General features: G+C 64.7%; 19 protein-coding genes, 2 tRNA genes and 3 rRNA genes. 11 read left to right on the top strand and 13 right to left on the bottom strand.

Annotation, left to right across the window (positions count from 1 at the left end; genetic code table 11):
* Positions 1–29: 29 nt before the first annotated feature.
* Together efp and WDM91_19685 are read left to right on the top strand one after the other, a co-directional pair.
* Complete coding sequence (gene efp / locus WDM91_19690; GenBank protein ID MEI9996826.1) at positions 30–599, top strand: elongation factor P; 570 nt, start codon at positions 30–32, stop codon at positions 597–599.
* A gap of 218 nt (positions 600–817) precedes the next feature.
* Positions 818–2,374, top strand: a complete 1,557-nt coding sequence (locus tag WDM91_19685; protein MEI9996825.1) for a carboxylesterase family protein — start codon at positions 818–820, stop codon at positions 2,372–2,374.
* Between the two features lie 166 nt (positions 2,375–2,540).
* Here WDM91_19685 and WDM91_19680 read toward each other — a convergent pair whose 3' ends face one another.
* Together WDM91_19680 and WDM91_19675 are read right to left on the bottom strand one after the other, a co-directional pair.
* The gene (locus WDM91_19680) at positions 2,541–4,319 is read right to left on the bottom strand and encodes a DEAD/DEAH box helicase (GenBank protein ID MEI9996824.1); all 1,779 of its coding nucleotides are present in this window, start codon (positions 4,317–4,319) and stop codon (positions 2,541–2,543) included.
* A 330-nt stretch (positions 4,320–4,649) separates the two neighbouring features.
* The gene (locus tag WDM91_19675) at positions 4,650–6,095 is read right to left on the bottom strand and encodes an aldehyde dehydrogenase family protein (protein ID MEI9996823.1); all 1,446 of its coding nucleotides are present in this window, start codon (positions 6,093–6,095) and stop codon (positions 4,650–4,652) included.
* Positions 6,096–6,320: 225 nt separating this feature from the next.
* On the opposite strand from WDM91_19675, the gene WDM91_19670 reads away from it, so the two are divergent.
* Together WDM91_19670 and WDM91_19665 are read left to right on the top strand one after the other, a co-directional pair.
* On the top strand, positions 6,321–6,602 hold the full coding sequence (locus WDM91_19670; protein ID MEI9996822.1) for a hypothetical protein: 282 nt from the start codon (positions 6,321–6,323) through the stop codon (positions 6,600–6,602).
* Between the two features lie 89 nt (positions 6,603–6,691).
* Positions 6,692–6,826: a hypothetical protein gene (locus tag WDM91_19665; GenBank protein ID MEI9996821.1), complete on the top strand. Its 135-nt coding sequence runs from the start codon at positions 6,692–6,694 to the stop codon at positions 6,824–6,826.
* On the opposite strand, the gene WDM91_19660 is transcribed toward WDM91_19665, so the two are convergent.
* Positions 6,810–7,196, bottom strand: coding sequence for a VOC family protein (locus WDM91_19660; GenBank protein ID MEI9996820.1), 387 nt, complete (start codon positions 7,194–7,196; stop codon positions 6,810–6,812). The two genes, WDM91_19665 and WDM91_19660, sit on opposite strands and share 17 nt — an antisense overlap.
* A gap of 85 nt (positions 7,197–7,281) precedes the next feature.
* On the opposite strand from WDM91_19660, the gene WDM91_19655 reads away from it, so the two are divergent.
* Positions 7,282–7,716: a hypothetical protein gene (locus WDM91_19655; GenBank protein ID MEI9996819.1), complete on the top strand. Its 435-nt coding sequence runs from the start codon at positions 7,282–7,284 to the stop codon at positions 7,714–7,716.
* 128 nt (positions 7,717–7,844) lie between these two features.
* Here the strand turns inward: WDM91_19655 and WDM91_19650 are convergent, their stop codons facing one another.
* A complete protein-coding gene (locus WDM91_19650; protein MEI9996818.1) occupies positions 7,845–8,324 on the bottom strand; it encodes a hypothetical protein in 480 nt (159 codons plus the stop codon).
* 54 nt (positions 8,325–8,378) lie between these two features.
* Here WDM91_19650 and WDM91_19645 point away from each other — a divergent pair, with 54 nt between their 5' ends.
* Together WDM91_19645 and WDM91_19640 are read left to right on the top strand one after the other, a co-directional pair.
* The gene (locus WDM91_19645) at positions 8,379–8,918 is read left to right on the top strand and encodes a peroxiredoxin (GenBank protein MEI9996817.1); all 540 of its coding nucleotides are present in this window, start codon (positions 8,379–8,381) and stop codon (positions 8,916–8,918) included.
* Positions 8,919–8,931: 13 nt separating this feature from the next.
* The gene (locus tag WDM91_19640; GenBank protein ID MEI9996816.1) at positions 8,932–9,480 is read left to right on the top strand and encodes a hypothetical protein; all 549 of its coding nucleotides are present in this window, start codon (positions 8,932–8,934) and stop codon (positions 9,478–9,480) included.
* Between the two features lie 109 nt (positions 9,481–9,589).
* On the opposite strand, the gene WDM91_19635 is transcribed toward WDM91_19640, so the two are convergent.
* Together WDM91_19635 and WDM91_19630 are read right to left on the bottom strand one after the other, a co-directional pair.
* Positions 9,590–9,946 carry a VOC family protein gene (locus tag WDM91_19635; GenBank protein ID MEI9996815.1) on the bottom strand — a complete coding sequence of 119 codons (357 nt, stop codon included), beginning with the start codon at positions 9,944–9,946 and terminating at the stop codon, positions 9,590–9,592.
* A 102-nt stretch (positions 9,947–10,048) separates the two neighbouring features.
* On the bottom strand, positions 10,049–10,204 hold the full coding sequence (locus WDM91_19630; protein MEI9996814.1) for a hypothetical protein: 156 nt from the start codon (positions 10,202–10,204) through the stop codon (positions 10,049–10,051).
* A gap of 11 nt (positions 10,205–10,215) precedes the next feature.
* On the opposite strand from WDM91_19630, the gene WDM91_19625 reads away from it, so the two are divergent.
* Positions 10,216–11,271 (top strand): DUF1186 domain-containing protein, encoded by a 1,056-nt coding sequence (locus tag WDM91_19625; protein ID MEI9996813.1) that lies wholly within the window; start codon positions 10,216–10,218, stop codon positions 11,269–11,271.
* 9 nt (positions 11,272–11,280) lie between these two features.
* Here WDM91_19625 and WDM91_19620 read toward each other — a convergent pair whose 3' ends face one another.
* The 7 genes from WDM91_19620 to WDM91_19590 all read right to left on the bottom strand — a co-directional run bounded on the left by WDM91_19620 (position 11,281) and on the right by WDM91_19590 (position 17,953).
* A complete protein-coding gene (locus tag WDM91_19620) occupies positions 11,281–12,063 on the bottom strand; it encodes an arginine deiminase family protein (protein MEI9996812.1) in 783 nt (260 codons plus the stop codon).
* Between the two features lie 8 nt (positions 12,064–12,071).
* A complete protein-coding gene (locus WDM91_19615; GenBank protein MEI9996811.1) occupies positions 12,072–12,533 on the bottom strand; it encodes a hypothetical protein in 462 nt (153 codons plus the stop codon).
* A gap of 39 nt (positions 12,534–12,572) precedes the next feature.
* A 5S ribosomal RNA gene (gene rrf, locus WDM91_19610) occupies positions 12,573–12,687 on the bottom strand.
* 167 nt (positions 12,688–12,854) lie between these two features.
* Positions 12,855–15,780 (bottom strand): 23S ribosomal RNA (locus WDM91_19605).
* Positions 15,781–16,081: 301 nt separating this feature from the next.
* Positions 16,082–16,157: transfer RNA gene (locus WDM91_19600), tRNA-Ala, on the bottom strand.
* Positions 16,158–16,248: 91 nt separating this feature from the next.
* Positions 16,249–16,325: transfer RNA gene (locus tag WDM91_19595), tRNA-Ile, on the bottom strand.
* Positions 16,326–16,469: 144 nt separating this feature from the next.
* Positions 16,470–17,953, bottom strand: a 16S ribosomal RNA gene (locus tag WDM91_19590).
* The 16S, 23S and 5S rRNA genes sit together here with 2 tRNA genes alongside, the layout of an rRNA operon.
* A gap of 557 nt (positions 17,954–18,510) precedes the next feature.
* On the opposite strand from WDM91_19590, the gene WDM91_19585 reads away from it, so the two are divergent.
* The 3 genes from WDM91_19585 to WDM91_19575 all read left to right on the top strand — a co-directional run bounded on the left by WDM91_19585 (position 18,511) and on the right by WDM91_19575 (position 21,492).
* Positions 18,511–18,792 carry a hypothetical protein gene (locus tag WDM91_19585; GenBank protein MEI9996810.1) on the top strand — a complete coding sequence of 94 codons (282 nt, stop codon included), beginning with the start codon at positions 18,511–18,513 and terminating at the stop codon, positions 18,790–18,792.
* A gap of 228 nt (positions 18,793–19,020) precedes the next feature.
* The gene (locus WDM91_19580) at positions 19,021–20,208 is read left to right on the top strand and encodes a serine hydrolase domain-containing protein (protein ID MEI9996809.1); all 1,188 of its coding nucleotides are present in this window, start codon (positions 19,021–19,023) and stop codon (positions 20,206–20,208) included.
* Positions 20,209–20,301: 93 nt separating this feature from the next.
* A complete protein-coding gene (locus WDM91_19575; GenBank protein MEI9996808.1) occupies positions 20,302–21,492 on the top strand; it encodes a serine hydrolase domain-containing protein in 1,191 nt (396 codons plus the stop codon).
* Positions 21,493–21,495: the final 3 nt, after the last annotated feature.

Raw genomic sequence — 21,495 nt, 5'->3', positions numbered from 1 at the left:
CGGTCTTCACGCCAATCCAGAGGTTCTTCGTGGTTTCGGTCATCGCCAGCTCCGTGCGCAAGGGCAACGTCCTCGAGAAGGACGGTAAGCTCTATGTCGTCATCACCGCCGAGAACATCCATCCCGGCAAGGGCACGCCGGTGACCCATCTGGAGATGCGCCGCATCCCGGACGGCCTCAAGACCGTCGAGCGCCTGCGCACCACCGACAGCGTCGAGAAGGCGTTCGTCGAGTCGCAGCGCTTCAACTATCTCTACCAGGACGGCGAGCACTGGGTGTTCATGCAGCCGGAGAATTTCGACCAGGTGCATGTCGGCAAGGATGTGGTCGGCGACTTCGCGCCTTATCTGATCGAGAACATGGAAGTGCAGTTCCAGCTCTATGAGAGCATTCCGATCTCGATGGAAATCCCGCAGCGCGCGACCTTCGAGATCGTCGACACCGAGCCGGTGGTGAAGGGCCAGACCGCGTCGGGCTCGTTCAAGCCCGCGATGCTGTCGAACGGCGTCAAGACCATGGTGCCGACCCACATCACGACCGGCACGCGCGTCGTGGTGATGACCGAGGATGGGTCCTATGTCGAGCGCGCGAAGGACTGAAGCCCGTCGCGGCCGGAGTGTGTCGCCAAAGCACCGGTTTGGGCTGCATCGATTCGAACGGCCGGTTTTCTAGCCGGCAAACTTCGCGCGGATCGCCTGGCCGAAGGTCCGGCTCATGGTGACGGGACAGCGCGGCTGCGGGACGGGCTGGTGCGCGGCGTGCTGTCATCTTCGGGTGCCGTCGCCACATTGAGAGCGGAACGAGGGGACGACCGCGCATGACCTCACCTTGGCGTATCGCAATCTTTGCCGTGCTCCTGCTGGCCGGCTCCGTGGCGGCAGCGGCGCAGCCGGTGCGGACCGATGCCGGGCTGGTGGCGGGAACCGAAGAGGGCGTGCTGGCCGTCTATCGCGGCGTGCCCTATGCCGCGCCGCCCTTGGGCGCGCTGCGCTGGCGGCCGCCGCAGGCGGTGACGGCCTGGCACGGCGTGCGGGCGGCCAAGGCGTTCGCGCCGGCCTGCATGCAGAAGGACGTCTCGATGCCGGGCGAGACGATGCCGGCGGTCGGCGAGGACTGCCTCTATCTCAACATCTGGGCGCCGCGCGGCGCGGCGCATCTGCCGGTGATGGTGTGGATCCATGGCGGCGGCTATGCCAGCGGCTCGACGGCGATGCCGCTCTATTGGGGCGACCGGCTAGCGCGGCGCGGCGTGATCGTGGTCACCATCGCCTACCGGCTTGGGCCTTTGGGATATCTCGCACATCCCGAACTGACGGCGGAGTCGCCGGAGCACAGCTCGGGTGATTACGGGCTGATGGACCAGGTCGCGGCGCTGCAATGGGTCCGGCGCAACATCGCGGCGTTCGGCGGCGATCCGGCGCGGGTGACGATCGCGGGCCAGTCGGCCGGCGCGATGGCGGTCGGCATGCTGATGGCCTCGCCGCGGGCCAAGGGGCTGTTCCAGGGCGCCATCGCGCAGAGCGGCGGGCTGTTCGAGCCGCTGGCCCTGGCGCCGAACTATCTGCTGCCCAATGCCGAGCGCGACGGCGTGGCCTATGCCGCGTCGCTGGGCGCGCCCACGCTGGCGGCGCTGCGTGCCCTGCCCGCACAGGCGCTGCTGGGCGGCAAGGCGGCGCTGGTGACGCATCCGGTGATCGCGCCGGGCGTGCTGCCGCAGGCGCCGTACGACGTGTTCGCGGCCGGCCGGCAGAACGACGTGCCGATCCTGGTCGGCTCCAACGAGGAGGAAGCGCGATCGCTGGCCAAGCTGGACGGCGTCACGGCGGCGAATTTCAACGACGACCTCGCGAAGAATTTCGCGCCGCTGCCGCCGGCGATCGTCGCGGCCTATCCGTACAAGACCGATGCCGAGGCGCGGGCGGCGCGCGCCGACCTGGAGCGCGACATGCGGTTCGGCTGGGACATGTGGACCTGGGCGCGGCTGGCGGCGGCGACGGGGCGGCAGAAGGTGTTCTATTACCACTTCACGCGGAAGCCGCCTTTTCCGGCCGGGTCGCCTTACGCGGGCTGGGGCGCGAGCCATTATGCCGAGCTTTGGTACATGTCCGATCATCTCGATCAGGACGCGTGGGCATGGACGGCGGCCGACCGCCGCCTAGCGGATGCGATGGCGACCTATTGGACGAATTTCGTGAAGCGCGGCGATCCGAACGGCGCCGGCGTGCCGCGCTGGCCGGTGTTTGCGGGCGGCGACGCCGGCGTGCTTTATCTTGGCGATCCCATCTCGGCAGGCGGCGTGCCGGACCGGCGCACGCTGGCGGCGGTCGACGCGGTCTATGCCGCGCTGCGCGGCTCGACGGTGCCGGAGCGGTAGGGGCTGCGCATATATTTGTCATCCCCGGCGAGGCGCGCGATAGCGCGCCGAGGGAACGGGACCCAGGTGGGAGGGACCGTCACCGTGTTTGGCGCCTGGGTCCCCTTCCCTTCGCACCGCTCCGCGGTGCTCAGCCGGGGATGACAAGGATGGCGGCTTCGGCGTCTCAGCGGTTTTTTACCGCGTGCTTGCGCTTGCCGGCGAAGTGCTTGTTGCTTTTTTTGAAGGGGGGCTTGGCCGGGCGGTCTTGCGGCGGCGCGTCCGGCGCGGGGGCGGTGTCGACGCTGGGGCCGTCGGGGGCGGGGAAGATGCGGACGCCGCCTTTCTTGCGGTCGGCGACGCGGAGCGCGAAGGCCTCGGCGACATCCGGTGAGACCTCGAAGCGCGTTTCGCGCTCGTAAACGCGGATGGCGCCGATGTCCTTCTTGGCGACCTCGCCCTGGCGGAGGATCTCGGGCAGCAGCCATTTGGGATCGGCGTTGCGCTCGCGGCCGACGGTGATCTTGAACCACACGCCGTTCTGCATGTCGCCGGGGCGCGGGCGCGGCTCGGATGGCGCGTGTCTGCCCGGAGAGTCCGGACGCGGTGCGCGCGGGCCTCGGGTTTCGTGTGCGCGATGCTTGCCGCGCGGCTCGAACACCTCGGCGATCTCTTCGGGCGCGGGCAAGGTCGCGCGGTACATCTTCACGAAAGCGGCGGCGATGTCCTGCGGATTGTGGGCGGCGAGGAGGCTGTTGGCCATCGCGAGCTCGTCGTCGGTGCTGGGCTCGGTGAGGATCGGGTTCTGCAGCAGGCGGTCCTGGTCGAGCTTGCGGATGTCCTCCGCCGACGGCGGATCGGTCCAGGTGAACTGCACGCGGGCGCGCGACAGCATCTCCTCCGCGCGGCGGCGGCGCGAATTGGGCACCAGCAGGATGCTGACGCCCTTGCGCCCGGCGCGTCCGGTCCGGCCGCTGCGATGCTGCAGCACCTCGGCGTCGTTCGGCAGGTCGGCGTGGATGACGAGGCCGAGATTGGGAAGGTCGAGGCCCCGCGCCGCGACGTCGGTCGCGACGCAGACGCGGGCGCGGCCGTCGCGCAGCGCCTGCAGCGCGTGATTGCGCTCGCCCTGGCTGAGTTCGCCCGAGAGCGCCACGGCCGCGAAGCCGCGCTCGCGCAGGATCGCCTCCAGGTGGCGCACCGCCTGCCGCGTGGCGCAGAAGACGAGCGCGTTGGGCGGGTCCAGGAAGCGCAGAAGATTGACGATGACGCTCTCGGCCTTGTCGTGCGCGGTGCGGATGGCGCGGTATTCGATATCGGCATGGCCTTCCGTCGCGCCCAGCGTCTTGATGCGCAAGGCATCGCGCTGATAGTGCTGCGCCAGGGTGACGATGGCCTTGGGCAGGGTCGCCGAGAACAGCAGCGTGCGCCGCGTCGCGGGCGTCGTCTCCAGGATGAATTGCAGGTCCTCACGGAAGCCCATGTCGAGCATCTCGTCGGCCTCGTCGATCACGACGGCCTTCAGCGCCGAGACCTTCAGCGCCCGGCGCTCCAGGTGATCGCGCAGGCGGCCGGGCGTGCCGACCACGATGTGCACGCCGTTCTGCAGCTGGCGCCGCTCGACGCTGGGGTCCATGCCGCCGACGCAGGCGACGACGCGCGCGCCGGCATAGTGATAGAGCCAGCTCAGCTCGCGCTGCACCTGCAGGGCGAGCTCGCGGGTCGGCGCGATGATGAGCGCGAGCGGCTCGCCCGGCGGGCCCAGCGTGTCGGCGCCGTCGAGCAGCGTCTGCGCCATCGCGATGCCGTAGGCGACGGTCTTGCCCGAGCCGGTCTGGGCGGAGACCAGAAGGTCGCGCGCGCCGGTGCTCTCTTCGAGCACCGCGGCCTGCACCGGGGTGGCTTCGTTGTAGTCGCGTTCGGCGAGAGCGCGGGCGAGCGCGGCAGGGGTCTTGGAGAATGCCAAAATGGAACCTTTGGGAGGACGCGCTTCATGGCGCGCCCCTCTTTATCGCGATTGGGCGGAAAAGACAGCAAAAGGGTGGACCGTGGGGTAACTCGCCAACTATTCCCGCTTGTCATCCCCGGCCGAACGCCGCGCAGCGGCGTGAGGGGACTGCGTAGCGACAGCGTACGCAGACCCAGGCGCCAAATACCGTGACGGTTCCTCCCACCTGGGCCCCCTTCCCTCGCCGCGCTGCGCGCGGCTCGCCGGGGATGACAAGGGATGATTAATCAAACAAAAAAAGGCCGCCGCTTTCGCGACGGCCTTTTTCATTTCCTGCCGCGAAGCGGCTTAAGCGGCCTTTGGCGTGTAGCCGAGGACGGCCTTGGTCTCGAGGAATTCCTCGAAGCCGTGGTCGCCCCATTCGCGGCCGTTGCCGGACTGCTTGTAGCCGCCGAACGGCGCGCCGAAATCGGCGCCGGCGCCGTTGATGTGCACATTGCCCGAGCGGATGCGCGAGGCGACCTTGCGGGCGTGGTCGATGTCGCCCGACTGCACATAGCCCGACAGGCCATACACGGTGTCGTTCGCCATCGCGATGGCGTTCTCTTCCGTGTCATAGGTCAGCATGGTCAGCACCGGCCCGAAGATCTCCTCGCGCGCGATGGTCATGTCGTTGGTGACGTTCGCGAAGACCGTGGGACGGACATAGTAGCCGCGGTTGAGGCCTTCGGGACGGCCGAGGCCGCCGGCGACCAGCGTGGCGCCTTCGTCGATGCCCTTCTTGATGAGGGCCTGGATCTTGTTGAACTGCACTTCCGACACGACGGGGCCGATCGTGCCGGGCGTGGACTCGGCGGAGTCCGGCGGCGCGACCTTGACCTTCTCGGCGGTCGCCTTGGCGATCGCGATGGCCTGGTCGTTCTTGGCCTTGGGCACGAACATGCGCGAGGGCGCGTTACAGGACTGGCCGGAATTGGTCATCATCTGCAGCACGCCGCCCGACACCGCCTTGGTGAGGTCGGCATCGTCGAGGATGATGTTGGCCGACTTGCCGCCCAGCTCCTGCGCGACGCGCTTGACGGTCTCGGCGGCGGCCTTGGCCACCGCGATGCCGGCGCGGGTCGAGCCGGTGAAGGACATCATGTCGATGCCCGGATGCGAGGAGAGCGCCTCGCCCACCGTCGGGCCGTCGCCGTTGACGAGGTTGAAGACGCCCGGCGGGACGCCCGCCTCGTGCAGCACGTCGGCGAAGAGCATCGCGTTCATCGGCGCGACTTCCGAGGGCTTGAGCACCACGGTGCAGCCGGCGGCGAGCGCCGGCGCGACCTTGCAGACGATCTGGTTGATCGGCCAGTTCCACGGCGTGATGAGGCCGCAGACGCCGACCGGCTCCTTGACGATCGCCGTCGTGCCACGGGTTTCTTCGAACTGGTAGGTCGAGAGGATCTTCACGGTCTCGGCGAGATGGCCGAGGCCCGTGGCGGCCTGGGCCGCCTTGGACAGCCACATCGGCGCGCCCATCTCCTCGGAGATCGCCTTGGCGATCTCTTCATATTTGGACTGATAGACGGCCATCACCTTCTGGAGCAGCGCGATGCGCTCTTCCTTGGTGGTGCGCGAGAAGGTCTCGAACGCCTTGCGGGCGGCGGCGACGGCCTTGTCGACATCGGCCTTGGAGCCCAGCGAGATGCGGGCGAAGGCTTCTTCGGTGGCGGGGTTGATGACGTCGATGGTCTTCGGCGTGACGGGATCGACCCATTTGCCGTCGATGTAGAATTGAAGACGTTCCTGCATGTCCCTGAACTCCTTTTGCTTGTGGCGTGTCGAATAGGCGGGCGGAACCTAACGGCTTTCCGCGAATGGCGTTGACATAAAATCACATCGCCGGGGCGGCGGCAAAGCGGTCGCGACGTCGCGAAAATCCGCGTCCGGCCTGTGGAATTGGCAACGCCGCCGCGCGATGCGCGTTCTGGTTTCAAGGCGATACCGAAGCGGCATCCGACGACCAGGGAGCACACCATGAAACTCAACAAAACGCCGGTCTGGGCCGCCGTGCTGCTGCTGTCGAGCGCCACGCTGGCCTATGGCCAGGCGACGCAGGTTCCGGCGCCGGGCGGGACAGTGCCGCCAGTCGCCACGCCCAGGCCGGAGCCCACGCCGCCGGGACCGACACCGCAATCCGCCACGGGCCAGAACGCGGTCGTGCCGGCACCGGGCGGCAACCCGCCACCGGTCGTAACGCCGGTCAATCCCGCAGCGCCGACGGGGCCGACACCGCAAGGCGGGACGGTGAAGCCCTGAACGGGCAGTGCTAAACATCCGTCCCGCATTGGGGACGGAGATGCAACGTCGGCTACACCTCGGCGATCAACCTTCCGTTGCGCGCGGCCATGGCAGCGCTGGGCATGACGCGGAATCCGGTCGACGATTTCTTCGACTCCACCGTGCCGGCGGACGATCCGGCGGCACCGCATGTGCTTTATCGGATCGGCAATCCGCGCCGCGACGTCAGGTCCGGAAATTGAGTTCGATCAGGATGCCGTCGGGATCGTTCACGAAGATTTGGCGCAGCCGACCGCCGGGGACACCGGTCTCGCGGAAGCGCAGACCGCGGGACTGCAGGGTTGCGCGCGTGGCCTCGATGTCGCGGCTGCGGAAGGCTATGTGATCGAGCGCCGCCGTATCGCCGGCCTGGCGCGGGCCGTCGCGGCCGGCGCTCTCCCCCGCATCGACCAGATGCACGATCGGCACGCCGCCGAGATAGAGCCAGTAGCCCTTGAACGGAAAGGCCGGACGGTCGCCGACGGCGAGGCCGAGGACATCGCGATAGAAGTCGCGGGTGCGCTCCAGATCGGCGCAGCGGATCGTGTAGTGCTCGAGCGTTTCGACGGGCATGGCGAGGCAGATTACGCAATCGCCCGGACATACTCCACCGCGAAGATCGGCGTAACATGGCGCGCGAGTCGGCGGAGGTTGAGCCATGCAGTTCGTCTGCGATGCACCCGGGCGGCGGACCTGGTTCCGGATCGAGACCGAAGCGGAAGCGACGGCGGAGTCCGAAACGATGCGCCACGCGGTGGAGAAGTATTTCCGGCGTGCATACGAGGCGGCGGTGCGCAGCTACCGCCCCGCCAGCACGATCAGCTATATCGAGCGCGACATCGGGCTCGGTGCGCATGTCCGGCGCAGCATGCCGCTGTTCCTCACGCTGCGCGAGCACGACGGCACGCCGCTGGCGACCGCGATGCTGCCGCCCGGCGGGACGGAGGACGCGGTCTTCCGCACCATCATCGTCGCCGCCGCGAATGGCGATCCGTTCGCCACCTTCGGCGAGGCGATCGCGGCGCTGGGGAGCCATTTCGACCTCAGCCTCACGCGCGAGCGCTGCTATCCGTATCAGAGCTATGGCGTGTGAGCGGGCCTTGAGCAGGGCGCGGCCCTGCCTCACCAGCGCGTGGACATAGCTGCGCAGCGCGCGGTTGCGCGCGGTGTAGGCGCCGTGTTTGCGCGCACGCGTATTGCCCCGCGGGGCGCCGCGGCCACTCAATCTTGCGGGTCCTGGGACGCGGCAACACCACGTACTGTTTTCGCGGGCGGCGTCGGATCGACTTTCTTGGCGATGGCGATGTTGAGCTGGACGAGCTTGGCGAGCGCCGAGATCGCGAGGCTGCGCGTGTCCAGCGAGGCCGAGTCATTGACGACATCGCCCATGACGTGGCGCGCGGCCTTGACGATCTGGGCGGCATGCTCCGACAGCGCGGCGCCGAAATCCTCGAGCGGCGGCGGCGCCTGGCGCACGAGACCCCCGGGCCCGATGAGCTCGTCGAGGAAGGCGTGTCGCCTGGCGCAGGCTTCCTGAAATTCGAGATGTTCGCGCGCCTCGCGGGTTTCGCGTTCTTCCTCGGTCTCGTAATGCATGTCGATTCTCCTTGGCGAGACCGGATTATCCGCCCGCTTCGGGGGTGGGGGGACAAGTAAACGGCGTAAATCTTCGAAGGCGTGTATTTCGAGGGGCTTGCGCATGACTTTGGCGCCGCGCCGCGGATATTATCCACGCCACTTTCCGGGAGACCCGACATGACTCGCTTTGCCGCCGTTTGCCTTGCCGCCGCGCTGCTCGGCGCAAGCCCTGCGCTCGCCACCCTGAAGCCGGGCGACAAGGCGCCCGACTTCACCGCGCCGGCCGCGCTGGGCGGCGGGGAGTTCACCTTCTCGCTCCGCGATGCGCTGAAGAGCGGGCCGGTGGTGGTCTATTTCTATCCCAAGGCCTTCACCAAGGGCTGCTCGCTGGAGGCGCATGCCTTCGCCGAGTCGATCGACAAGTTCAAGGCGCTGGGCGCGCGGGTGATCGGCATCAGCCATGACGACATGACGACGCTGCGGGATTTCTCGGCCAAGGACTGCGCGGCCAAATTCCCCGTCGCCTCGGACGCCGACCAGCACATCATGAAGGCGTATGACTCGATCCTGGACAAGAACCCGCAATTCGCCAGCCGCACCTCTTACGTGATCGCGCCGGACGGGCATGTGATCTACGAATTCACCGACATGGATTATTCCAAGCACGTCGAGAACACGCTGGCCGCGCTGGCGAACTGGAAGGCAGGGAAGAAGTAGCGGGGCGGCGCCCATGGCGGAGGCCGGCGCGACACCGTACTTCCGGCGTTTCGTGCATCCGGATCCGGCGGCTTTGGCCGCCGAGATCGTGCAGCGGCGCGCGGCGCTGGCGCAGGCGCGCGCGGGCGGCGCCGGGGTCGCACTGATCGAGGCGATCGGCTGGCTCGGCGCATCTCTGGTAATGGCGGGAGAGGAAGCGGAAGCGGCGCCGCTTCTGGAGGAAGCCTTGGCGCTGTCGCGGCAGGTCGGAGACCAGGCGACGGAGATCGACGGGCTGCTGGCGCTGGGCACCGCGGCGCAATATCTCGGCGATCGCGCGCGGGCGCAGGCGCTGTTCGCGCAGGGTCTGGCGCTGTGCCGGCAGAGCGGGATTGCGCGGCAGGAGCATTTCCTGCTGCAGCACAGCGGCCGCTGTTACGTCGAGCAGGGCGAGATCGCCAAGGCGCGAGCGGCGTTCGAGGCGGCGCTGGCGATCCGGAAGGCGCTGGGCGAGCCGCGCTTCATCGCGGCGACGCAAGGCGCGCTGGATGAGATCGCGGGGATGGAGGGCCATCGCGCTTGAGAGCCTTTCCGGATCCTGCCGCGTCATCCTGAGGTGCCGAACATGCGTGCTTCGAGGCGCCGCTCTGCGGCGCACCTCAGCATGACGAGCGTGGGCCGCATTCCCTGCGTCAGCCGCGCTCGAGCAGCTCCAGCACGTTGCCGAAGGGATCGCGAAAGGCGGCGTAGCGGCCGAACTCGTTCCGTGCCGGGGTCTCGTGAAGGAAAGGGACGCCTTTGGACGTCAGGTCCCGCATCGCGGCGGCGAGCGACGGGACGGCGAAGACGAAGGTGGTCGATGCGGCTTGCCCATGTATGGCGGGCGGCGCGCCGGTCGTGCCCCGGAAGATCACCAGGTCGGCGCCGCCCTGCGCGAAGATGAGGCGCTCGGACGTCTCGCTCTTCAGCGCGAAGCCGAGCGTCGCGCCGTAGAAGTCTTTTGCGCGGGCGAGGTCGGGCACGATGATGAGGAGGAGGGCGAGATTCATGGCGTGACGCTATCGCGCCAAGCGCGGCTCCCCCCACCCGAAAAAGCTTCGCCCGTGGAGCGAATCTTTTTCGACCTCCCCGCGAGGGGGAGGTGATTCATGTCAGTAGTCCTGCTTGCCCTTGTGGGGTTTGCGGACGAGCTGGGGCTCGACATAGGCGGGGGCCTTCAGCGTCGTCGCCGGCGCGCCGCCGCCGGGCTTCTTGTCGGACTTGGGCTTCTTCTTTTCCTTGTTGCCACGCTGTTCGCGATTGGCCATGGGAGTCTCCTTTGGGCGACGGCGATGCCGATTCGCGCATCGCGCATTATACTGCAACGCCGGCGCCGGAAAAATCGGGCGATCGCGCCGGCATTGGAGAGCAGGACGAGCGGATGGACGGAACGGAAAAGGCCGAGCTGGAAGCTATACGCGATGCGGTGCGCCGCCGGTTCCCCGTCGCGACGATCATCGAAGCGCTAGGCTCGGGCGACAAGCCGGCGAACGCCGTGCTGGGCGCTGCCGTCCTGCTCGCGGCCGAGATCGCGCCGGCCCTGTTGGCCGCCGTCGAGCAGGCTGCGACAGGCGAGGCGCTGAGCCCACGTCAATCCTGGCTGGCGTTTTACGGCCTACACATCCTGGGCGGCGCGCGTGATGCTCGCGTCTTCGCGCCGCTCATCCGCATCCTGCACCTGCCCGAGGATACGCTGTACACGCTCCTGGGCGACGCGCTGACGGAGACGGTCAAGCACGTCGCCATCGGAGCATTCGACGGGCGCGCGCACTTGCTGTTCGACCTGATCGCCGATCGGAGCGCCAACGAATATGCACGTCGGGAGATGTTCGGCGTCTTGGCGTTCCTGGCGTTCGAAGGCCGCATCGAGATCGCCGAGGCCAAGCGCTTCATCCTGCGCTTCGACGAAGAGCGCCTGGCGCCGGAGGGCGACATGGCCTGGTGCGGCTGGGAGGAGGCGATCGCGCTGCTTGGGTTTCGCGATCTCGTGCCGCGCGTGGAGGCCGCCTGGCGCGACAGGCGGCCTCCCCAAGGTTTCTCGGAGCCGAAATATTTCCTCCGGGATCTCAAGCGGGCCGAAACCGCGTGGGGCAAGGTCGACCGGTTCGTGGACGGGCACAATCTCAGATACATCGAAGACATCGCGGAAGAACTGGCGTGGGTTTCCCATGCCGACGGCGGTACCGAGGATGCGTCCGGTCGCGATGCCGACGACTTCGGCGCTGTGGAGAATGGCGGCGAACCTTACGTCAATCCGCTGCGCGGAATCGGGCGCAACGATCCTTGTCCATGCGGCAGCGGCAAGAAGGCCAAGCGCTGCTGCCTGGGCGGGTGACGGCCCAGATCAGCTGTGCCAGCGCAGCGACATGCAGGAGAGTCCGGCGTCGAGCTTGCCGATCTCGGTCACCGGAAGGGGCACCACGGCATAGCCGCGCCGCGCCAGACGGTCGGCGGTGCGCGGGAAATGCGCCCCGAGGAAGACCGTGCCGTTGACGCGCAGCGCGTTGGCGGCGGCGTCTTCCCCGTCCGCCGTCGTGACGATGTCGAAGCCGGCGAAAGGTCCGGCCGCGGCCATCGGTGCGGTCGCCAGCAGGGTCCGGTCGTCGAGCAGCGAGACGGCGGTCTTGAAATGGAGGATGCCCGGCGGGGTCGCGACGATGCGGCCCCTGGCGCCGAGCGTTTCGAGATGCGCGACCAGGGCGGCGGCGCCGCGCGCAGTGGTGCGGGCCGAAAGACCGATGAAGACGGTATCGGGCGTGACGAGAACGTCGCCGCCATCGGCGAATTCGCCGTCGCCGAGCGCGAGCAGCCGGGGAAAGCGGCCCGCCAGCGTGGGACGCAGCGCGTCGGCCTCGCCCAGGCGCGTCGGCGCGCCGGGGCGCAGCAGGATCGCGCCGGCGCCGAACGCCAGGGCGGGATCCTCGACGAACATCGAATCGGGGAAAGCCTCGAGCGGCGGCAGGATCTCGACCGCGACGCCGGCGGCGCCCAGGGCGGCGACATAGGCGGCGTGCTCGGCGAGGACGCGATCGTAATCCGGCACGGCGCGCGGATCGTCGCGCAGGCCGTGGACGACGCTGCGGCCGGGCGTGCGGACGATCGCGGAGTCGAAATCGAAGACGCGCATGGATGGCCCTATCTCGTTAGAGCCATCGCGATTTTCTTCATGATTTTCGCGATGTCGTCATGCTTGGTTATGTGAGTTTTTGCCTGTTTTGCTATGCGGACCGAATCTGGCCGAGAAAAGCGACAGTCGAAAATCAGCCTATACGCCTCCTGCCAGATCGCCGCTTCGGACATATGTGACAACAGCGATTCGATTTCTGTCTCGGTTGGCGAGCGATTCTCGGCTGACCGTTGATCCCGATGAGCCATTGGCAATCTGTGCGCTGCGAGCTTGGCTCGGAAAGCTAAAACTAGATTCAGCGCCTCTTCTTCGCCGAACTCTTCGATGATTCGGGCCAGCTCTCGCAACGGATTTGCATACGCTTTCGAACCCATCGCCAAAGAGTAAGCACGGAGGATCAAAAGCAAAAAGCCCCGCGCTTGCGCGCGGGGCTTTTCGAGGTTTGTGAAGGCGTGTCCAATGGACCTCACGCTTTCGCGTATGGTCTGTTTTGCAGGCGTCCTTGGCAGGACTGGCAGCGACCTACTCTCCCGCGGCTTGAGCCGCAGTACCATGGGCGCTGGAGGCTTTAACGGCCGAGTTCGGAATGGGATCGGGTGGAATTCCTCCGCAAGGACCACCAGTCCGGCGAAGGACGCCTGCAAATTGGAAAATACGACACTTGTTTGCTGATTTACGGGCTTCGCGCCTTCGCGCGAGGCCTTGAGCCTTCGAGATCCCGCTCGTTGCTGACGGGACATTCGAAGGGCGTGATGCCTGGCTTTGTTTCCAGACATGGAACGGTGCTGCTTGCGATCAAGCCAATCGAGCGATTAGGACCAGTCAGCTCAACACATCGCTGTGCTTACACATCTGGCCTATCGACGAGGTAGTCTTCCTCGGCTCTCAAGCGAAACCTAGTTTTGAAGTGAGTTTCCCGCTTAGATGCTTTCAGCGGTTATCTCGTCCGTACATAGCTACCCGGCAATGCGGCTGGCGCCACAACCGGTCCACCAGAGGTACGTTCCTTCCGGTCCTCTCGTACTAGGAAGAAGTCTTCTCAAGTTTCGAACACCCACGGCAGATAGGGACCGAACTGTCTCACGACGTTCTAAACCCAGCTCACGTACCACTTTAAATGGCGAACAGCCATACCCTTGGGACCGGCTACAGCCCCAGGATGTGATGAGCCGACATCGAGGTGCCAAACCGCACCGTCGCTATGGACGCTTGGGTGCGATCAGCCTGTTATCCCCGGCGTACCTTTTATCCGTTGAGCGATGACCCTTCCACTCGGGATCACCGGATCACTATGACCGACTTTCGTCTCTGCTTGAGCCGTCGCTCTTGCAGTCAGGCAGGCTTTTGCCATTGCACTCAACAACCGATTTCCGACCGGTCTGAGCCTACCATCGCGCGCCTCCGTTACTCTTTGGGAGGCGACCGCCCCAGTCAAACTGCCCACCATACGCGGTCTCGGACCCCGTTTCGGGGTCGCGGTTAGACATCAGGATCACAAAGGGTGGTATTTCAAGGGTGGCTCCATCCGAGCTAGCGCCCGAACTTCAAAGCCTACCACCTATCCTACACATCGCAGTCCTAATGCCAGCGTAAAGTTGCAGTAAAGGTGCACGGGGTCTTTCCGTCTGACCGCGGGAACCCCGCATCTTCACGGGGAATTCAATTTCGCTGAGCTGGTGTTGGAGACAGTGGGGAAGTCGTTACGCCTTTCGTGCAGGTCGGAACTTACCCGACAAGGAATTTCGCTACCTTAGGACCGTTATAGTTACGGCCGCCGTTTACCGGGGCTTCGATTCAACGCTTTCACATCTCCTCTTAACCTTCCGGCACCGGGCAGGCGTCAGACGCTATACGTCATCTTTGGATTTCGCAGCGCCCTGTGTTTTTAGTAAACAGTCGCCACCCCCTGCTATGTGCCCCCTGCCAATGCTTGCGCAAAGACAGGGCCCTCTTCTTCCGAAGTTACGAGGGCAATTTGCCTAGTTCCTTCAACACCATTCTCTCAAGCGCCTTAGCATACTCTGCCAGTCCACCTGTGTCGGTTTGGGGTACGGACTGAACGTGGGAGCTATTTCCTGGGACCTCTTCCCGGCCCACCCAATCCAGTAAGGGTGAACAAGTTGCAAGATCCGTCACTTCCCACAGGCCCACGAATATTTACGTGGTTCCCATCGGCTACGCCTTTCGGCCTGGCCTTAGGGTCCGGCTAACCCTGCGCAGATTAACTTGACGCAGGAACCCTTGGACTTCCGGCGAGAGGGTCTCTCACCCTCTTTATCGCTACTCATGTCAGCATTCTTACTTCCGATACCTCCAGGCTCGCTCACGCTCACCCTTCGCAGGCATACGGAACACTCTGCTACCATTCCACCTTACGGTGAAATCCTAAGCTTCGGCTCATGGCTTAATCCCCGATACATTTTCGGCGCAAAGTTCCTTGTTTAGATCAGTGAGCTGTTACGCTTTCTTTAAATGATGGCTGCTTCTAAGCCAACATCCTGATTGTTTTGGGAACCTCACATCCTTAACAACTTAGCCATGAATTGGGGGCCTTAGCTGTAGGTCAGGGTTTTCATCCCTCTTCACGACGGACGTTAGCACCCGCCGTGTGTCTGCCACACTCAGCACTCACCGGTATTCGGAGTTTGGTTAGGTTTGGTAAGCGGTGAAGCCCCCTAGCCCATCCAGTGCTCTACCCCCGGTGGTGATATGTGACGCGCTACCTAAATAGCTTTCGCAGAGAACCAGCTATCTGCAAGTTTGATTGGCCTTTCACCCCTAGCCACAACTCATCCCCGACTTTTTCAACAGGCGTGGGTTCGGTCCTCCAGTGCGTGTTACCGCACCTTCAACCTGGTCATGGCTAGATCACTTGCTTTCGGGTCTCATCCGTCTAACTCACGCGCCCTATTCAGACTCGCTTTCGCTGCGCCTCCACCTGACGGCTTAGGCTTGCTAGACAAACGAACTCGCTGACCCATTATACAAAAGGTACGAAGTCACGGGCTCGCCGATGGCGAGCGCTTCTCCGTCGTTCCTCGAGAACAAGCGAATAGCGAATAGCGAGTAGCGAGTAGGGAATCTCGAACGACCGGCCGGAGCCAACCATTCGCTATTCGCTACTCGCTATTCGCCACTCATCATTCGCGTTGTCAGCAAGGTAGACGAAGCTGCTCACCATCGGTGAGCCCGCTCCTTCTGTTTGTAGGCGTCCGGTTTCAGGTCTCTTTCACTCCCCTCGCCGGGGTGCTTTTCACCTTTCCCTCACGGTACTAGTTCGCTATCGGTCACACACGAGTACTTAGGCTTGGAGGGTGGGCCCCCCATCTTCAGACAGGATTTCACGTGTCCCGCCTTACTCAATAGTTCCGTTCTTTCTACCCGTACGGGGCTATCACCCGCTATGGCTGCCTTTTCCAAGGCATTCCGGTTCTTAAACGGAGTTTCATGGCCTGGTCCGCGTTCGCTCGCCACTACTAACGGAGTCTCAATTGATGTCCTTTCCTACGGGTACTGAGATGTTTCAGTTCCCCGCGTTTGCCTCTCTCCCCTATGTATTCAGGGACAGATAATGCTTGCGCATTCGGTTTCCCGATTCGGAGATCTGCGGGTCAAAGGGTGCTCGCCCCTCACCGCAGCTTATCGCAGCGTGCTACGTCCTTCATCGCCTGTGTGTGCCAAGGCATCCCCCAGACGCCCTTGCTTTAACGCTTGATCGCTCAGCATTCGTTCCATGCCCAGAAAGAAAGCCAGCGTACGAGCGACCCCGTACACCGCGTTCAACCTGGTATGGTTTTCATGCGATCAGTTTTAAGTGTCGTATTAAGATCTCACCGGTCGTGCAAACCGGCTCAATCCCGCCTTCACAATGTCAACGCTCCAAAGCGGAGCTCCTTGCGAACATCGCCGGCGCCGTAGCGCCAACGCGTTCGAAGTCGATTGTTCGTTTCCGTCGTCTTGTTGCTGTCTGCCGGATGATCCCGAGGCTTGCCGGCCAAAGCTGCGAAGCAGCGAAGGCTGGTGGAGCCAGACGGGATCGAACCGACGACCTCATGCTTGCAAAGCACGCGCTCTCCCAACTGAGCTATGGCCCCGTTGGAGCTCAAACGTCCGACACCCGCTCGCTTCGCTCGCAGAGCGCCAGCTTTTGTAAGCTCGCTAGCGCTCGCTAACAAAAGCTAGGCGTGGTGGGCCCGGGACGAGTTGAACGTCCGACCTCACGCTTATCAGGCGTGCGCTCTAACCACCTGAGCTACGAGCCCGATTGAGGTTCAGCAACGTTCCGCGCGCGATCGCGCAGAACATTCGACGGAAAGGAAGGGAAACGAGGACGGCGGCAAGACGCCAATTGTCTAGTGACGATGTTTGGGATGGCTCGTGAGAGATCCGAAAACATCGATCCTTAGAAAGGAGGTGATCCAGCCGCAGGTTCCCCTACGGCTACCTTGTTACGACTTCGGCCCAGTCGCTGATCCTACCGTGGTCAGCTGCCTCCTTGCGGTTAGCGCACTGCCTTCGGGTAGAACCAACTCCCATGCCGTGACGGGCGGTGTGTACAAGGCCCGGGAACGTATTCACCGCAGCCTGCTGTTCTGCGATTACTAGCGATTCCACCTTCATGTACTCGAGTTGCAGAGTACAATCTGAACTGGGACGGTTTTTTGGGATTAGCCGCTCCTCGCGAAGTAGCTGCCCACTGTCACCGCCATTGTAGCACGTGTGTAGCCCAGGGTGTAAGGGCCATGAGGACTTGACGTCATCCCCACCTTCCTCCGGCTTGTCGCCGGCGGTCCCTCTAGAGTGCCCAACTTAATGATGGCAACTAAAGGCGAGGGTTGCGCTCGTTGCGGGACTTAACCCAACATCTCACGACACGAGCTGACGACAGCCATGCAGCACCTGTCTCTGAGTCCCTTGCGGGAAAACTCCTATTAAGGAGCGGTCTCAGGATGTCAAACCCTGGTAAGGTTCTGCGCGTTGCGTCGAATTAAACCACATGCTCCACCGCTTGTGCGGGCCCCCGTCAATTCCTTTGAGTTTCAACCTTGCGGCCGTACTCCCCAGGCGGAGTGCTTAATGCGTTAGCTGCGCCACTGAACAGCAAGCTGCCCAACGGCTAGCACTCATCGTTTACGGCGTGGACTACCAGGGTATCTAATCCTGTTTGATCCCCACGCTGTCGTGCATGAGTGTCAGAAACGAGCCAGTGAGCCGCCTTCGCCACCGGTGTTCTTCCCAATATCTACGAATTTCACCTCTACACTGGGAATTCCACTCACCTCTCTCGTCCTCAAGTTTCACAGTTTCAATGGCAATTCCGGAGTTGAGCTCCGGGCTTTCACCACTGACTTGGAAAACCACCTGCGCACGCTTTACGCCCAGTAATTCCGAACAACGCTAGCCCCCTTCGTATTACCGCGGCTGCTGGCACGAAGTTAGCCGGAGCTTATTCTCCCGGTACAGTCATTATCTTCCCGGGTAAAAGAGCTTTACAACCCGAAGGCCTTCATCACTCACGCGGCATGGCTGGATCAGGGTTTCCCCCATTGTCCAAGATTCCCAACTGCTGCCTCCCGTAGGAGTCTGGGCCGTGTCTCAGTCCCAGTGTGGCTGATCTTCCTCTCAGAACAGCTATCGATCGTTGCCTTGGTGAGCCATTACCTCACCAACTAGCTAATCGAACGCGGGCTAATCCTTCGGCGATGAATCTTTCTCCGCTAGGACGTATACGGTATTAGCTGCAGTTTCCCGCAGTTGTTCCGTACCGAAAGGTATATTCCCACGTGTTACGCACCCGTCCGCCGGTGATGCATTGCTGCACCCCCTAGACTTGCATGTTTGAGGCCTGCCGCCAGCGTTCGTTCTGAGCCAGGATCAAACTCTCAAGTTATGATCCTGAACAGACGACGCGCCGATTGCTCTTAACGCGTTTGTTCGCATGACATTTTGACAAGGGTTGGTCGTGTCCGGTCCCGTCACAGGCCCGAACCCGACCATTCATGTTTTATGTCTTGCAGAGAAACGCGAGCAATCTTTACGTCGCTGCTCGATTAGTTAGCCCGAAGCCGAAGCTTCAGGCATGGCTGTCGAACCGCCGCCCACGTTCCCCTTCCTTAAATCACAATGTCAAAGAGCGCTTCCGGCAGACAAACCTTTGTCTTCCGGCCGCAACACCGTTCGCGAGCTCGTCACCCGCGTTCGGCGTGGGCGCGGTGTATAGGCGGAGGCCCAAAGCCTGTCAAACGGTAAAAGACCGGAAAAACACGATTTTTTCAGGGCCCTGTGGATAGGTGCGCGAAGGCGGCCCTGCGGGGCATTCCCAGACACATCATGTAGAGGTTCGCAGGTGCGGCGTAACTTTATGTCGAAATTCACCTTACACGATGCGGCGCTGCGGGCGTGCTAAAGTTTCTCCCGGTGTGCATGCAGGCGTGAAAGAAGGCGGAAATGGCCGACGGGACAAAAAAAGCCACGAGCCGGCGGGCTTTGCTGGGAGCAGCGACCGCGGCGCTGGCGGCGCTGCCGGCGCAGGCGCAAGGCGCGGGAACGCGGATCGTGGTGGAGCTGGGCGGCGTCGAGCTGCCCCGCGCGATCGCGGATGCGCTGGAGCGCGACATCCGCCGCGCCGTGCTGATGGCGGTGACCAAGGCGCGGCCGCATACGAAATTCCGCAGCCTGCCGCTGCCGCACGGGACGCGCGGGATCGTGCTGCAGATGGCGGAGATGTGAGCTCGTCCGTGGGCGGAGAATAACGCCGAGGCAGCCCGGCGTTGCGTTCCTTGAAATCCAACGCACAATTGTCATCCCCCGCCGAGCACCGCGAAGCGGCGCGAGGGGAAGGGGACCCAGGCAGCGAACACCGTCACGGAATTTCCCACCTGGGTCCCCTTCCCTTGCATCGCGCGCCATGCGCGCGATGCTCGCCGGGGATGACAATTGTGCGTTGGAGGAAAGCATATGGATTGCAGCGGCACGGTCGCCCCGGGTTTCGAGCGCGTGGGCGCGGCGTTCGCGGCGGCGCAGGCGGGCGATGCCGGCGGGGCGCAGCTTTGCGTCTACCGCCATGGCGAGCCCGTCGTCGACCTGTGGGCCGGGCGCGACAAGGTCCATGACCGTCCCTATACGGACGAAACCCTCGTCATCCTGATGTCGGCGAGCAAGGGCGTCACCGCGACGCTGGCGCATGTGCTGGCGGACCGCGGCCGCCTCGACCTCGACGCGCCGGTGGCGCGCTACTGGCCGGACTTCGCGCAGAACGGCAAGGCCGACATCACCGTCTCGCACCTGCTGACGCACAGCTCCGGGCTGGTGAATTTCGAGGCCGACAGCGGCTTCGCGGTCGAGGACATGTGCGACTGGGACAAATGCGTCGGCCTGCTGGAGCGCATGGCGCCGCTGTGGGCGCCGGGCACCGCCTTCGCCTATCACGCACTGACCTATGGCTTCCTCGTCGGCGAGACGATCGCGCGCGCCATGGGTAAGCCGTTCGCACAGGTCTTCGCGGACGAGATCGCCGGGCCGCTGGGCATCGAATTGTGGTTCGGGCTGCCGGCGCGCGAGGAGCATCGCGTGGCGCCGCATTTCCTGCCGGGAAAGCCGTTCGACATGGCGCGGCTGGTGGCGCGGCAGAAGGAATTGGGCGTCGATTTCGACACCCGGCTCGGACGCGCGATGGCGGCGCAGAGCCTGCGGACCTTTCCGGACTTCGACGTGCTGAACACGCGCGCGGCCCACGCCGCCGTCATCCCGGCGGGCGGCGGGATCGGGACGGCGCGGGCGCTTGCCAGGCTCTATGCGGCGACCATCGGCGCGGTCGACGGCGTGCGGCTGTTCGGGGCCGACACGATGGAGCGGGCGCGCGCCTGGCGCACCGAGGGACTCACCGCTCCGGGCGATTTCGCCAAGCTGCCGGGCGCGGGCGCGATGCGGCTGGGGCTCGGCTATGAGCTCGACGGCCCGGTCTCGCCGAAGCTGGGGCCGGGCTCGTTCGGACATTCGGGCGCCGGCGGACGGCTGGGCTTCGCGCATCCGGAAAGCGGCTTCGCGGTGGGCTATGTCTGCAATCACATGCTGTGGGATTCGATGAAGCCCGACCCGCGCTGGGTGGGATGGCACGCGGCGCTGGGGGAGATCGTAGCGGGCTGACCCCACCCGAAACGCTTCGCGTTTCGACCTCCCCCGTTGGGGGAGGTGGGATGATGCCTTATGCTTGTCGCAGAGCCATCTTCGGGGAGATCCATGGATATCGACGGTACCGTCGCAAAGGGCTTCGAGAAGCTTCGCGATGCTTTCGCGGAAGGCCAGGCGGCGGACGAAGGCGGGGCGCAGCTTTGCGTCTATCGGCGCGGCGAGAAGGTCGTCGACCTGTGGGGCGGCCGCGACACCGCGCGGGACCGTCCGTATACGGACCTCAGCCTCACGGTCTGCTTCTCGGTCAGCAAGGGCGCGACGGCGACGATGGCGCATATGCTGGCGGAGCGCGGCCTGCTCGATTTCGACGCGCCGGTGGCGCGCTACTGGCCCGAGTTCGCGCAGAACGGCAAGGCGCAGATGCCGGTGGCGGACCTGCTGGCGCATCGCGCGGGACTGTTCGGCTTCGATCCGGCGGCGGGGATGGGGCCGCGCGACCTGCTGGACTGGGAGCGCTGCACCACCGCGCTGGCGGCGATGGCGCCGCTGTGGGAGCCGGGCACGGCGTATATGTACCACGCGGTGACCTATGGCTTCCTGGTCGGCGAGGTCATCCGGCGCATCACCGGCAAGATGCCCGGCGATTTCTTCGCCGAGGAGATCGCCGGGCCGCTGGGGCTCGACCTGTGGATCGGCCTGCCGGCCGGCGAGGAGGCGCGGGTCGCGCCGCATTTCTCGAGCCGCAAGGGGCTCGATCCCGAGCAGATGAAACTGCTGGCGGCCGGACTCGGCATCGACGCGGAAAGCGCTGTGGCACAGACGTTTTTCGCGGCGATGACCAGCATGACGGAGGGCATGGCGCTGCTCAATTCGCGCGACGGCCACGCAGCGCAGATCCCGGCCGCGAACATGATCGGCAATGCCGCGTCGCTGGCGCGGATGTATGCCGCGACGATCGGACCGGTCGACGGGGTGCGGCTGCTCAGGCCGGAAAGCATCGCGCGTGCGACGGTGCCGCAGACCGACGGGCTGAGCGCCCCGGGCGACTTCGCGCTGCTGCGGAGTCCGTCGCCGCTGCGCTACGGGCTGGGCTATCAGCTGACGCGGGCCTTCGCGCCGATGCTGGGCGAGGGCTCGTTCGGCCATGACGGAGCGGGCGGACGGATCGGCTTCGCCCATCTGGGACGCGGCGTCGCCGTCGGCTATGTCGGAAACAACATGCTGTGGGACGGGATGAGCGGCCCCGATGCGCGCTGGCTGCCCTGGACCGCGGCGCTGCGCGAAGCGATCGGGATGTAGCGT

Origin of the sequence: Rhizomicrobium sp., from assembly GCA_037200385.1 — a bacterium.
Classification (GTDB): Bacteria; Pseudomonadota; Alphaproteobacteria; order Micropepsales; family Micropepsaceae; genus Rhizomicrobium.
This window is presented reverse-complemented; position numbering and strand designations above follow the sequence as displayed.

Bases quoted from the DNA above. Each gene is read 5' to 3' on its own strand.
- WDM91_19655 (MEI9996819.1), top strand. From the start codon at position 7,282: ATGCAGTTCGTCTGCGATGCACCCGGGCGGCGGACCTGGTTCCGGATC.
- WDM91_19685 (MEI9996825.1), top strand. From the start codon at position 818: ATGACCTCACCTTGGCGTATCGCAATCTTTGCCGTGCTCCTGCTGGCC.
- WDM91_19575 (MEI9996808.1), top strand. From the start codon at position 20,302: ATGGATATCGACGGTACCGTCGCAAAGGGCTTCGAGAAGCTTCGCGAT.
- WDM91_19640 (MEI9996816.1), top strand. From the start codon at position 8,932: ATGGCGGAGGCCGGCGCGACACCGTACTTCCGGCGTTTCGTGCATCCG.
- WDM91_19650 (MEI9996818.1), bottom strand. From the start codon at position 8,324: ATGCGCAAGCCCCTCGAAATACACGCCTTCGAAGATTTACGCCGTTTA.
- WDM91_19585 (MEI9996810.1), top strand. From the start codon at position 18,511: ATGGCCGACGGGACAAAAAAAGCCACGAGCCGGCGGGCTTTGCTGGGA.
- WDM91_19620 (MEI9996812.1), bottom strand. From the start codon at position 12,063: ATGCGCGTCTTCGATTTCGACTCCGCGATCGTCCGCACGCCCGGCCGC.
- WDM91_19670 (MEI9996822.1), top strand. From the start codon at position 6,321: ATGAAACTCAACAAAACGCCGGTCTGGGCCGCCGTGCTGCTGCTGTCG.
- WDM91_19675 (MEI9996823.1), bottom strand. From the start codon at position 6,095: ATGCAGGAACGTCTTCAATTCTACATCGACGGCAAATGGGTCGATCCC.
- WDM91_19665 (MEI9996821.1), top strand. From the start codon at position 6,692: ATGGCAGCGCTGGGCATGACGCGGAATCCGGTCGACGATTTCTTCGAC.
- WDM91_19645 (MEI9996817.1), top strand. From the start codon at position 8,379: ATGACTCGCTTTGCCGCCGTTTGCCTTGCCGCCGCGCTGCTCGGCGCA.
- WDM91_19580 (MEI9996809.1), top strand. From the start codon at position 19,021: ATGGATTGCAGCGGCACGGTCGCCCCGGGTTTCGAGCGCGTGGGCGCG.
- WDM91_19660 (MEI9996820.1), bottom strand. From the start codon at position 7,196: ATGCCCGTCGAAACGCTCGAGCACTACACGATCCGCTGCGCCGATCTG.
- WDM91_19630 (MEI9996814.1), bottom strand. From the start codon at position 10,204: ATGGCCAATCGCGAACAGCGTGGCAACAAGGAAAAGAAGAAGCCCAAG.
- WDM91_19635 (MEI9996815.1), bottom strand. From the start codon at position 9,946: ATGAATCTCGCCCTCCTCCTCATCATCGTGCCCGACCTCGCCCGCGCA.